Below are 11406 nucleotides of genomic sequence, written 5' to 3'. Positions count from 1 at the left end.
GCCGGTGAGAAGACCAAGAGCTTCGAGCACCTGATCCCGGTTTGCGAGACCGTGCTCGGCGCCCGGATCGAGCGCAACGATGCGGTGATCGCCCTTGGCGGCGGCGTCATCGGCGATCTCACCGGTTTCGCGGCCGGCATCGTGCGGCGCGGTTCGCGCTTCATCCAGATCCCGACCTCACTCCTTGCGCAGGTCGATTCCTCCGTCGGCGGCAAGACCGGCATCAATTCCCCGCACGGCAAGAACCTGATCGGCGTCTTCCACCAGCCGGATCTCGTCCTCGCCGACACGGACGTGCTCGACACGCTGAGCCAGCGCGAGTTCCGCGCCGGTTATGCGGAAGTCGCTAAATACGGTCTGATCGACAAGCCGGAGTTCTTCTCCTGGCTCGAGAAGAACTGGCAGGCGGTCTTTGCCGGCGGGGCTGCCCGCATCGAGGCGATCGCGGTCAGCTGCCAGGCAAAGGCAGACGTAGTGGCGGCGGACGAGCGCGAGAACGGTTTGCGGGCGCTGCTCAATCTCGGCCACACCTTCGGCCACGCGCTGGAGGCGGCGACCGAATACGACAGCGCTCGCCTGGTGCATGGCGAGGGCGTTTCAATCGGCATGGTGCTGGCGCACCAGTTCTCGGCGCGCATGAACCTTGCAAGCCCCGACGACGCTGCGCGCGTCGAGGCGCATCTGAAGACCGTGGGTCTGCCGACACTGATGTCGGAAATCCCGGGCGCATTGCCGCCGGCCGAAAGGCTGATGGATGCGATCGCCCAGGACAAGAAGGTCAAGGGCGGCAAGCTCACCTTCATTCTGACCAAGGGCATCGGACAGTCCTTCGTTGCCGATGACGTTCCGGCGTCCGAGGTTCTGAGCTTCCTGAGGGAAAAACATCCGCAATGACCGGCGAAGCCTTCATTGCCTTTCTGGCTGAGCACTGGCTGTCGATCCTTTCGGTCTTCTGCCTGCTTCTGCTTTCTGCCTTCTTTTCCGGGTCGGAAACGGCGCTGACGGCCGCGTCGCGCTCGCGCATGCACACGCTGGAGAATAACGGCGAGGCGCGCGCCGGCATCGTCAACCGACTGATCGAACGGCGCGACCGGCTCATCGGCGCGCTGTTGATCGGCAACAATCTCGTCAACATCCTCGCCTCGTCGCTGACGACCAGCCTGTTGATCGGCCTTTTCGGCAACTCCGGCGTGACGATAGCGACGCTTGTCATGACCGTGCTGCTCGTCATCTTCTCGGAAGTGCTGCCGAAGAGCTGGGCGATCGCCTCGCCTGACCGCTTCGCGATTGCGGTGGCGCCGCTCGTTCGCCTTTTCGTCGTGATCGTCGGGCCGGTTTCAAGTCTCGTCAATGGGATCGTTCGGCGCCTGCTCAACATCTTCGGTATCAACCACGCGGCCAATATGTCGATGCTCTCGGCGCATGAGGAGCTGCGTGGCGCTGTGGACCTGCTGCACCGCGAGGGTTCGGTGATCAAGGCCGACCGCGACCGGTTGGGTGGCGTGCTCGATCTCGGCGAACTCGAGATTTCCGACATCATGATCCACCGTACCAGCATGCGGGCGATTAACGCCGATGAGCCGCCGGAGATCTGCGTTCGCGACATTCTCGAAAGCCCGTTTACGCGACTGCCGCTCTGGCGCGGCTCGACCGACAACATCATCGGCGTCGTGCATTCCAAGGATTTGCTGCGAGCACTTGCGGAGCCGAACGTCGAGCCTGAGAACCTTGATATCGTCAAGATCGCCCAGAAGCCCTGGTTCGTGCCCGACACGACCAACCTCAAGGATCAGCTCAACGCGTTCCTGCGTCGCAAGCTGCATCTGGCGATCGTCGTCGACGAGTATGGTCAGGTTCAGGGGCTGGTGACGCTGGAAGACATTCTGGAGGAGATCGTCGGCGATATCGCCGACGAGCACGACCTCGATATCCAGGGTGTGCGGCAGGAGGCCGACGGTTCGATCGTCGTCGACGGCTCGGTGCCGATCCGCGACCTCAACCGGGCGCTCGACTGGTCATTGCCGGATGAAGAGGCGACGACGGTCGCCGGTCTGGTGATCCACGAGTCGAAGAGCATTCCGGAGGAGCGCCAGGCCTTCACCTTCCACGGCAAGCGATTCATCGTGATGAAGCGGGTGAAGAACCGGATCACCAAGCTGCGCATCCGTCCGGCGGAAGACGGTGCCGCTCCTTCTGGCTGATCGGCGGCCTGACGCTACCAGCGGGTCGCTTCGCCAGGGGCGGCCGGCTCGACGGCAAGGGCGTGCAGGCCGGCATCGAGTTCCGACTTCAGCAGGTCGTTGATAGCGCGGTGACGGGCGACGCGGCTCATGCCGGTGAAGGCACTCGAAACGATGCGGACCCGCATGTGCGTTTCGCCACCGCCATCGAAACCCGGCTGGTGACCGGCATGCATGTGGCTCTCATTGATGACCGCCAGTCTCTCCGGATGAAAGGCTTCGATCAGCTTCTTTTCGATCGTTTCCGTGAGCGACATTCTTCCGTCCCAATTTGCTGTTTGCTTGACGCCCCCTCGCAGATCGCAGTACCCGGCAATCGCTGGTCTGGCGGCACAAAATGCCCGCACAAAGCCAGCAACATTCCGCTTTGTCAATTCTTGTTGTGGCCTCGGCCAAACCCCATAATGAGCGCCATGAGACTCGATTCAAAATACTTCGATCGCATTCGAACCCGGCGCAAGGTCGAGCCGCAGGCGGAGCCGGCGGCTCCCGTCTGTCAGTGGGACGGCTGCGATCAGAAGGGTGTGCACCGGGCGCCGGTCGGTCGCAACGCCGAGGGGCAGTACTTCATGTTCTGCTTCGAGCACGTGAAGGAATACAACAAGGGCTATAACTTCTTCTCCGGCCTCTCCGACAGCGAGGTCGCCCGCTACCAGAAGGAAGCGATCACCGGGCACCGTCCGACCTGGACCGTCGGTGTCAACAAGAACGCCAAGAACGGGCCGACCCAATCGCAGACCCGATCCGGTACTGCGGGAGCCCAGGCGCGCATGCGTGATCCCTTCGGCTTTGTCAGCGAGGCGCGCTCGCGCGCCGGCCGGCCGGAGCCACGCCAGCGCAAGTTGAAGACGCTCGAGGCGAAGGCCTTCGATACGCTCGGCCTTACCGCCTCGGCGACGACCGCCGACATCAAGGCTGCCTACAAGGATCTCGTCAAAAAGCATCACCCGGATGCCAATGGCGGAGACAGAGGATCGGAAGAGCGTTTTCGCGCCGTTATTCAAGCCTACCAATTGTTAAAACAGGCTGGCTTCTGCTAACAACGCGGATTATTACAGAAGCACTTTTGCAGGCGAATGCGCGGGTGCCGTCCGGCGGCCGCTCTGGAGACATGATGAGCAAGATTGACCTCGACATTTCCAACCTCCCCGATACGACTGTTTCGGTCCGGGAGGTTTTCGGCATTGATACGGATTTGCGCGTTCCTGCCTATTCGAAGGGCGACGCCTATGTACCGGACCTCGATCCGGACTACCTCTTCGACCGCGAAACGACGCTCGCCATTCTCGCAGGCTTTGCCCACAACCGACGCGTGATGGTGTCGGGCTATCACGGCACCGGCAAATCCACCCATATCGAGCAGGTCGCAGCCCGCCTCAACTGGCCGTGCGTGCGCGTCAACCTCGATAGCCACGTCAGCCGTATCGACCTCGTCGGCAAGGACGCGATCGTCGTCAAGGACGGCCTGCAGATCACCGAATTCAAGGACGGCATCCTGCCCTGGGCCTACCAGCACAATGTTGCGCTCGTCTTCGACGAATACGACGCCGGCCGTCCGGACGTGATGTTCGTCATTCAGCGCGTTCTGGAGTCCTCCGGCCGCCTGACGCTGCTCGACCAGAGCCGCGTCATCCGTCCGCACCCGGCCTTCCGCCTGTTTGCGACCGCCAACACCGTCGGCCTTGGCGACACGACCGGCCTCTATCACGGCACGCAGCAGATCAACCAGGCGCAGATGGACCGCTGGTCGATCGTCACCACGCTGAACTACCTGCCGCACGACAAGGAAGTCGACATCGTCGCTGCCAAGGTCAAGGGCTTCATCGCCGACAAGGGCCGCGAAACCGTTTCCAAGATGGTGCGCGTTGCCGACCTGACACGTGCGGCCTTCATCAACGGCGATCTGTCGACCGTCATGAGCCCACGTACGGTCATCACCTGGGCCGAAAACGCCCATATCTTCGGCGATATCGCCTTCGCCTTCCGCGTGACCGTCCTCAACAAGTGCGACGAGCTGGAACGGGCGCTGGTCGCCGAGCACTACCAGCGCGCCTTCGGCATCGAGCTGAAGGAAAGCGCTGCCAACATCGTGCTCGAAGCTACCGCCTGATCCCATTGTCCGTCTTCCTCTTAAGGGGAGGGCGGGCCATGACGCTGTGGCAAACTCGATGACGCTCTGCCTGGGCGTCATCGCCTCTGGCTGAAGAAGGAACTGTCGTGAGCTCGAACTCGAAGGCAAAGCCAACCACGCGCGAGAATGCTGCGGAACCGTTCAAGCGGGCGCTTTCCGGCTGCATCCGATCGATCGCGGGCGATGCCGAAGTGGAAGTCGCCTTCGCCAATGAGCGGCCGGGCATGACCGGCGAGCGCATCCGCCTGCCGGAGATTTCGAAGCGGCCGACGCTGCAGGAACTTGCCGTCACGCGCGGCCTCGGCGACAGCATGGCGCTGCGCAAGGCCTGCCACGACGCGCGCATCCACGCGACGATGTCGCCGCAAGGGGCGGATGCCCGCGCGATCTTCGACGCGGTGGAACAGGCGCGTGTCGAAGCGATCGGTTCGCTGCGCATGGCGGGTGTCGCCAAGAACCTGAACGTCATGCTCGAGGAGAAATACGCCAAGGCGAATTTCGCCACGATCGAGCGCCAGGCAGACGCACCGCTCGGCGAAGCCGTGGCGCTTCTGGTGCGCGAGAAGCTCACCGGCGAGAAGCCGCCCGCTTCGGCCGGCAAGGTGCTGGACCTCTGGCGCGAGTTCATCGAGGACAAGGCCGCCGGCGACATCAAGAACCTGTCGTCGACGATCAACGACCAGCAGGCCTTTGCCCGCGTCGTGCGCGACATACTGACGTCGATGGACGTCGCCGAGAAGTATGGCGACGACGACATCGAGCCGGACGAGCAGGAAAGCGAGACTGACGAAGACCAGCCGCGCAGCCAGGAGCAGGACGAGAACGCCAGCGACGAGGAAGCCGGCGACGATGCCGCCCCCGCCGATGAAAACCAGGCTGCCGAAGAGCAGATGGAAGAAGGTGAGATGGACGGCGCGGAGATCTCCGACGACGATCTCCAGGACGAAGGCGACGAGGACAGCGAGACGCCGGGCGAGGTCAAGCGCCCGAACCAGCCCTTTGCCGACTTCAACGAGAAGGTCGACTACGCCGTCTTCACCCGTGAGTTCGATGAAACGACTGCTTCGGAAGAGCTTTGCGACGAAGCCGAGCTCGACCGGCTGCGCGCCTTCCTCGACAAGCAGCTTGCCCATCTCCAGGGCGCGGTGGGGCGCCTCGCCAACCGCCTGCAGCGCCGGCTGATGGCGCAGCAGAACCGTTCGTGGGAGTTCGATCTCGAAGAGGGTTATCTCGATACGGCGCGCCTGCAGCGCATCATCATCGACCCGATGCAGCCGCTTTCCTTCAAGCGCGAGAAGGACACCAACTTCCGCGACACGGTGGTGACGCTGCTGATCGACAATTCCGGCTCGATGCGCGGTCGTCCGATTACGGTTGCCGCCACCTGTGCCGACATTCTGGCGCGCACGCTCGAGCGTTGCGGCGTCAAGGTGGAGATTCTAGGCTTTACCACCAAGGCGTGGAAGGGCGGACAGTCGCGCGAGAAGTGGCTCGCCGGCGGCAAGCCGCAGGCGCCGGGCCGCCTCAACGATCTGCGTCATATCATCTACAAGTCCGCCGACGCGCCGTGGCGCCGGGCGCGCCGGAACCTCGGCTTGATGATGCGCGAGGGCCTGCTCAAGGAAAACATCGACGGCGAGGCGCTGATGTGGGCGCATGAGCGGCTGATGGCCCGCCGCGAGCAGCGCCGCATCCTGATGATGATCTCAGACGGTGCGCCGGTCGACGACTCGACGCTTTCGGTGAACCCCGGAAACTATCTGGAGCGGCACTTGCGCGCGGTGATCGAACAGATCGAAACCCGCTCGCCGGTGGAGCTCCTGGCGATCGGTATCGGCCATGACGTGACGCGCTACTATCGCCGTGCCGTGACCATCGTCGATGCTGACGAACTTGCCGGCGCCATGACCGAACAGCTGGCCGCACTCTTCGAAGATGAAAGCCAGCGCCGCGGTTCCTCGCGTCTGCGTCGCGCCGGATAATCCATTTCGTTCGGAGGTGGCATTTGCCGCTTCCGAACGCCAATCGGCGGCAGCACGTTCCTGCCTTGGGCCAAAGTCAATTTACGGACAAAGTTTTACAGTCTACCAAGCGGCAAGCGATGATCTCGGTGCGCCGTGGCGGGTGCCTTTCGCGGTCGTGTTCCGTTTCATTCCCATGCTTTTCCTTGAAGGTACCTCTCCCCATGCTTGGCCGCGGACTTCTAGCCCTCCTGCTCCTGGCGTCGACCGGCTCGGCATGGGCCGCCTCAACCAGCGAGACCCTGCCGATCCGCAGCCGCCAGATCAGCAGTTTCGCAGTCGGATCGAGCGTCACCCGGTTCGGCGCGCTGGAGTTCGTCGGCGGACTGGAAATGACCTCGCCAAACGCGCTGTTCGGCGCCATGTCGGCGATCCGGTTTCGGCCGGATGGAGCATCGTTCATCGCGATCATGGACACCGGCCATTGGCTTGAGGGCGCTGTGATCCGCGATGCGGACGGCCGGCTGTCCGGTCTGACGGATCTTGTTGCCACGCCGATGGCCGACCGCAGCGGCGACGTCGGTCTGGCGAAGTGGAAGGTGGATTCGGAAGGACTGGCGCTGCGGGCAGGCCAGGTGGTCGTCAGCTACGAGCAGGCGCACCGCATCGATATTTACCCGGACCCGGGCTTTGCGACATCGACGCCGATCGGGAGCCTGCCGTTGCCGTTTCCGATCAAGGAACTGCGCAACAACGGCGGCATCGAAACCATCGCGGTCGCGCCAAAGGAAAGCCCCTTGGCCGGCGCTACGATCGCGGTCGCGGAGCGCAGCGTCGACAAGGCTGACAATCTGCTGGCAGGCATTCTCGACGGGCCGCAGCGTGGCGCCTTTGCCGTCGTGCGCAGGGATCCCTATGCGGTGACCGACGGCGCATTCCTGCCGAACGGCGACCTGCTGCTCCTGGAGCGGCGCTTCTCGTTCGGTTCTGGTCTCGGCATGCAGATCCGGCGCATCGCCGGCGACACGATCAAGCCCGGCGCCGTGGTCGATGGCGAAGTCATCGTCGAGGCCGACATGCGCCATCAGATCGACAATATGGAAGGGCTCGACGTCGTCGTGCAGCCGGACGGTGAAGTCCGGATCATCGTCGTTTCGGACGACAACCATTCGATCCTGGAGCGCAACCTGATGCTGGAGTTCCGGCTCACGACCGCGCTGACGCAGTAAGCAATCCCTGTTTCGCCTAAGGGCCGAGCGACCCAACTCCTGAAACGAAAAGAGCCGATGATCGCCGTCGTTCGACCGCGATCATCGGCTCGATTTTTTCAGGCCTTGCTTAGGCGGATGCCTTGGCCTCTGCTGCCGGCATCGGCTTGACCACGCTCATCAGCGCGCCATAGGGCAGGAGCATGACGAGGCCGCAGAGAATCTTGACGCTCAAGTCGCCGATCGCCCAGGAAATCCAGCGCGGCGCTTCGGCCGAGAGTACGCCGAGGAGCGGTGCGGTTTCCAGCGCGAAGCTGTCGTTCGGCCCGAAGAACACGAAGAACGGCGCAAAGGCGAAGGAGAAGAACATCGCAGTATCGAGCGCCGAGCCGATCAGTGAGCCGGCCAGGGGCGCATGCCACCAGCTCTGGCGGCGCAGGCGGTTGAACACGGAGATGTCCAGGAGCTGGCCGAACAGGAAGGCGGAGCCCGAAGCAATCGCGATGCGCGGCGTGGCGGCGACGAAGGAGAGCAGGATGGCGACGATGAAGCCTGCGACCACCACACGGCGCGCGATGCGCGGTCCGAACTGGCGGTTGGTGAGGTCGGTCACCAGGAAGGCGAAGGGATAGCTGAAGGCGCCCCAGGTGAGAAGATCACCAAGTTGCATGCCGGCAAGCGATCCCGGCAGCGGAAACTGAACGAGGATATTCGAGGCGACGACCACAAGGGTCATCAGCGCGACATAGACGAAGAACGTACGGTTGATCAGCATTTTTTTATCCTGGGGTATGCCACCAGCTAGAGGGATGAAAGCAGGGTAGTGCACCCGGCCGATGAAGGCAAAAGCGCGCGTCGGTTAAGAAACGCGCGCACGAGAAAAAGGCTTGCCGGATGAACCCGCAAGCCTTTTAAACGCGTGTCAAAGACGATGCGCTGGCGCCGATCAGGCGGCTTCAGCAACCTTCTTGACGATCTGGCGACGCAGCAGGCGAGCGCGCATGCTGAGCTCGTTCTCGTCCGACTTCAGAAGGAAGGCGTCGAGGCCGCCACGGTGTTCAACCGAGCGGAGAGCAGCTGCGGAAACGCGCAGGCGGTAGCGCTGGCCGAGAGCATCGGAAATCAGCGTGACGTTGCACAGGTTCGGCAGGAACCGGCGCTTGGTCTTGTTGTTGGCGTGGCTTACATTGTTGCCCGACTGGACGCCCTTGCCGGTCAATTCGCAACTACGGGACATGGTACACCTATTCTCTTTATCGCCGCCGGACAATGCGGTAGCGGGCCCAGAGCCCAGGCCGCGTTCCTAGGCCATTATTGGAAAGTCGCGGTTCTATAGTCAGAGACGGCCCGCCCGTCAAGCCAAACCTCTTGCATTCTCGGAAAACCACGGTTTTTCCCGGCCGTTCTTCAGATGTGAGGCGGAGATGGCGCAAGAATAATGCCTCGCGGGACCCATTCCAAGCGCTTTTGCTATGCGCTATTTCTTGCGCGAGGACGTGCGGCGGCGGAGAGGCCACCCCGGCGACCGGCGGCAGCGAACCGGGCGTAGAAAAGCCGCAAAGAGCCTGCATTTCAGGGTATTGCGGCGAAATTCAAGCGATGGATTTTTGAAGGCATGAAGTTGCGAAATGGCTTTCGCGTGGCAGCCCTGCTGTCAGCGGTCTCGTTTTCCACAGCATCGTCGGCCGCGGATGTAGAACATCAGACGGATTACAGTATCTCGCTCGCCGGTCTACCGGTTGCGCGCGCCTCCTTCCATACCGAGCTTCAGAAGAATCGCTACACGATCTCGGGAACGCTGAAGTCCGCAGGGCTGCTCGATATCCTCAGCCGCACCTCGGGTCAGACTCAGGTCTCGGGCGTTGTCGACAAGGATCACCTGCGGGCGTCGCAGTATTCGATGTCCTATCGCAGCGGCTCCAAGGGGCGGACGATCAGCGTCACCTATCGCAACGGCAACGTTGTGCATGCAAGCATGACGCCAAAGCGTACGCCCTTGCCGAAGAACTGGGTGCCCGTCACGTCGCGCGACATGCGCAATGTGCTCGATCCGCTCTCCGGTCTCATCATTCCCGCCGACGCGCGTGTCTGCCCCAACACCTTGCCAATCTTCGACGGCGAGTCGCGGCTCGATATCAAGCTTTCGCCGAAGGGGACCAAGCCTTTCAAGACCAAGGGCTTTGAGGGGGAGGTGATTGTCTGCGGCATCCGCTTCGTTCCGAAGGCCGGCTACAAGAAGGGCCGCGAGGATGTCGAGTATCTGCGTCGTCTGCAGACGATGGAGATCTGGTTTGCCAAGGCGCAAGCCGTAAACGTCTATGCCCCCGTCTATGTCCGCATCCCCACCAAGCTTGGGCCGGTCACGGTCTCGGCGACACGATTTGGTGGTTGACGCGCGGTCGCGCTCAACTAAAAGGTTAAATACCGCGAAGCACGGTGATTTTTATCGGCGCAGGTTTCCGTTCAGAGGAATCGCGCCAGGGGACGACTATGAATTTCAAGGCAACTCTGATCGGTTTTTCCGCTATCCTGATGTGGTCGCTGCTGGCTCTGTTCACGGCGGCCTCCGGCAAGATGCCTCCATTCCAGCTTTCGGCGATCTGCTTCCTGATCGGCAGTCTGCCTGGCCTGATCGTGCTGGCGATGCGGCCAGAGCGCCTGGCGCTGCTCAAGCAGCCCGCCAGGGTCTGGATCACGGGTATTGCCGGTTTGTTCGGCTATCACTTTCTCTACTTCACGGCGCTTCGTAACGCGCCGGCGGTGGAGGCCGGGCTGATCGCCTATCTCTGGCCACTGCTGATCGTCGTCGGCTCGGCGCTGCTGCCGGGCGAGCGACTACGCTGGTATCATCTCGCCGGCGCACTCGCTGGCCTCCTGGGCACGATCCTGATCGTGGCGCGCAATGGCGTTGCCTTCGACGATGCCTATCTGCTTGGCTACGGCGCCGCCTTCCTCTGCGCTTTCACCTGGTCCGGATATTCGCTCATCACCCGCCGCTTCGACGCGGTCTCGACGGATGTCGTGACAGGATTTTGCCTCGCCACCTCGATCCTGTCCTTCGTCTGCCACCTGGCGCTCGAAACGACGGTCTGGCCGGGGACGACCTTCGAATGGCTGGCGGTCGTCGGCCTCGGCCTGCTTCCGGTCGGTGCGGCCTTCTATGCCTGGGATTTCGGGGTGAAAAACGGCAACATCCAGCTTCTGGGCGTCGCCAGCTATGCGGCGCCCGTGCTCTCGACGCTGATCCTGATCCTGTTCGGTTTTGCCGAGCCGTCCTGGCGCATCGGGCTCGCCTGCCTGTTCGTCACCGGCGGCGCCCTGCTGGCGGCCAAGGATATGATCTTCCGCAAGCGTGCGGCGGCGGCGCAGCCGGCGGAGTAGAGCTGGAGCGCACCGCGCACTTTGAGCGGCCAGTTCCAGGGGCTGCTATCGCTTGGGCGGCTGCCAGTCGGGGGCCGCCATTTCGAAAGCGGCGAAATCGAATGCCGGCGCGACGGTGCAGCCGACGAGAGTCCAATCGCCGAGCGAAGCCGCAGACTGCCACCAGTTGGCCGGGACGACGCCTTGCGGGCGTTCGCCCGATCGGATGTCGGTGCCAAGCCGCAGTGTTTCGGCCGGCTTCCCATCCTCGGCGATGCTAAGCTCGAGCGGCGCGCCGGCGTGGTAGTGCCAGATTTCGACGGCGTCGCGAACACGATGCCAGTGCGAGCGTTCGCCATGTTCCAGCAGATAGTAGATGGCGGTCGAGTGTCCGCGCGGGCCGCCGTCCGTGTCGCGGAAGGTCTCGATGTACCAGCCCCCCTCCGGATGGCGCGCCAGGGCGAGCGCCGAGATGATCTCTGCCGCTGTGTGCGCTTCAGCCACTA

Annotated in this window: 12 protein-coding genes; 8 read left to right on the top strand and 4 right to left on the bottom strand. The window is 62.9% G+C overall.

The genetic code is table 11. The features are described from left to right. Together aroB and I8N66_RS09530 are read left to right on the top strand one after the other, a co-directional pair. Window positions 1-894 (top strand): 3-dehydroquinate synthase (aroB, locus tag I8N66_RS09535; protein ID WP_291152823.1); only part of this gene is annotated, 894 nt, incomplete at its 5' end. Then, window positions 891-2201, top strand: a complete 1311-nt coding sequence (locus tag I8N66_RS09530; RefSeq protein WP_113538700.1) for an HlyC/CorC family transporter — start codon at window positions 891-893, stop codon at window positions 2199-2201. The genes aroB and I8N66_RS09530, both read left to right, overlap by 4 nt. 14 nt (window positions 2202-2215) lie before the next feature. Here the strand turns inward: I8N66_RS09530 and I8N66_RS09525 are convergent, their stop codons facing one another. Then, complete coding sequence (locus tag I8N66_RS09525; protein ID WP_113538701.1) at window positions 2216-2497, bottom strand: BolA family transcriptional regulator; 282 nt, start codon at window positions 2495-2497, stop codon at window positions 2216-2218. 147 nt (window positions 2498-2644) lie between these two features. Between I8N66_RS09525 and I8N66_RS09520 the strand changes: the two genes are divergently transcribed. The 4 genes from I8N66_RS09520 to I8N66_RS09505 all read left to right on the top strand — a co-directional run bounded on the left by I8N66_RS09520 (window position 2645) and on the right by I8N66_RS09505 (window position 7561). After that, window positions 2645-3280 (top strand): J domain-containing protein, encoded by a 636-nt coding sequence (locus I8N66_RS09520; RefSeq protein WP_113538702.1) that lies wholly within the window; start codon window positions 2645-2647, stop codon window positions 3278-3280. Window positions 3281-3354: 74 nt separating this feature from the next. Further along, entirely contained in the window at window positions 3355-4350 is a 996-nt protein-coding gene (gene cobS, locus I8N66_RS09515; RefSeq protein WP_291152816.1) for a cobaltochelatase subunit CobS, read from the top strand. A 107-nt stretch (window positions 4351-4457) separates the two neighbouring features. Then, complete coding sequence (gene cobT, locus I8N66_RS09510; protein WP_291152813.1) at window positions 4458-6353, top strand: cobaltochelatase subunit CobT; 1896 nt, start codon at window positions 4458-4460, stop codon at window positions 6351-6353. A gap of 203 nt (window positions 6354-6556) precedes the next feature. Further along, window positions 6557-7561, top strand: coding sequence for an esterase-like activity of phytase family protein (locus tag I8N66_RS09505; RefSeq protein WP_113538705.1), 1005 nt, complete (start codon window positions 6557-6559; stop codon window positions 7559-7561). A gap of 109 nt (window positions 7562-7670) precedes the next feature. Here I8N66_RS09505 and I8N66_RS09500 read toward each other — a convergent pair whose 3' ends face one another. Then, entirely contained in the window at window positions 7671-8315 is a 645-nt protein-coding gene (locus I8N66_RS09500; protein WP_113538706.1) for a queuosine precursor transporter, read from the bottom strand. Window positions 8316-8486: 171 nt separating this feature from the next. Then, the gene (gene rpmB, locus I8N66_RS09495; RefSeq protein ID WP_034806568.1) at window positions 8487-8777 is read right to left on the bottom strand and encodes a 50S ribosomal protein L28; all 291 of its coding nucleotides are present in this window, start codon (window positions 8775-8777) and stop codon (window positions 8487-8489) included. Window positions 8778-9155: 378 nt separating this feature from the next. Here rpmB and I8N66_RS09490 point away from each other — a divergent pair, with 378 nt between their 5' ends. Together I8N66_RS09490 and I8N66_RS09485 are read left to right on the top strand one after the other, a co-directional pair. Next, a complete protein-coding gene (locus tag I8N66_RS09490) occupies window positions 9156-9932 on the top strand; it encodes a DUF3108 domain-containing protein (protein ID WP_291152794.1) in 777 nt (258 codons plus the stop codon). A 98-nt stretch (window positions 9933-10030) separates the two neighbouring features. Then, window positions 10031-10921, top strand: coding sequence for an EamA family transporter (locus tag I8N66_RS09485; RefSeq protein ID WP_113538708.1), 891 nt, complete (start codon window positions 10031-10033; stop codon window positions 10919-10921). Between the two features lie 45 nt (window positions 10922-10966). Here the strand turns inward: I8N66_RS09485 and I8N66_RS09480 are convergent, their stop codons facing one another. Further along, a complete protein-coding gene (locus tag I8N66_RS09480; protein ID WP_291152789.1) occupies window positions 10967-11404 on the bottom strand; it encodes a cupin domain-containing protein in 438 nt (145 codons plus the stop codon). Window positions 11405-11406 lie beyond the last annotated feature (2 nt).

The sequence above is a fragment of the Ensifer sp. SSB1 genome (assembly GCF_016652895.1).
GTDB lineage: Bacteria > Pseudomonadota > Alphaproteobacteria > Rhizobiales > Rhizobiaceae > Ensifer.
Note: the sequence above shows the minus strand (reverse complement) of the source record. Positions and strands in the feature narration are given on the sequence as shown.

What these genes read in the sequence shown, in the direction of transcription:
- I8N66_RS09530 (WP_113538700.1), top strand. Translation starts at nt 891, where the DNA reads ATGACCGGCGAAGCCTTCATTGCCTTTCTGGCTGAGCACTGGCTGTCG.
- I8N66_RS09525 (WP_113538701.1), bottom strand. Translation starts at nt 2,497, where the DNA reads ATGTCGCTCACGGAAACGATCGAAAAGAAGCTGATCGAAGCCTTTCAT.
- I8N66_RS09520 (WP_113538702.1), top strand. Translation starts at nt 2,645, where the DNA reads ATGAGCGCCATGAGACTCGATTCAAAATACTTCGATCGCATTCGAACC.
- cobS (WP_291152816.1), top strand. Translation starts at nt 3,355, where the DNA reads ATGAGCAAGATTGACCTCGACATTTCCAACCTCCCCGATACGACTGTT.
- I8N66_RS09505 (WP_113538705.1), top strand. Translation starts at nt 6,557, where the DNA reads ATGCTTGGCCGCGGACTTCTAGCCCTCCTGCTCCTGGCGTCGACCGGC.
- I8N66_RS09500 (WP_113538706.1), bottom strand. Translation starts at nt 8,315, where the DNA reads ATGCTGATCAACCGTACGTTCTTCGTCTATGTCGCGCTGATGACCCTT.
- rpmB (WP_034806568.1), bottom strand. Translation starts at nt 8,777, where the DNA reads ATGTCCCGTAGTTGCGAATTGACCGGCAAGGGCGTCCAGTCGGGCAAC.
- I8N66_RS09490 (WP_291152794.1), top strand. Translation starts at nt 9,156, where the DNA reads ATGAAGTTGCGAAATGGCTTTCGCGTGGCAGCCCTGCTGTCAGCGGTC.
- I8N66_RS09485 (WP_113538708.1), top strand. Translation starts at nt 10,031, where the DNA reads ATGAATTTCAAGGCAACTCTGATCGGTTTTTCCGCTATCCTGATGTGG.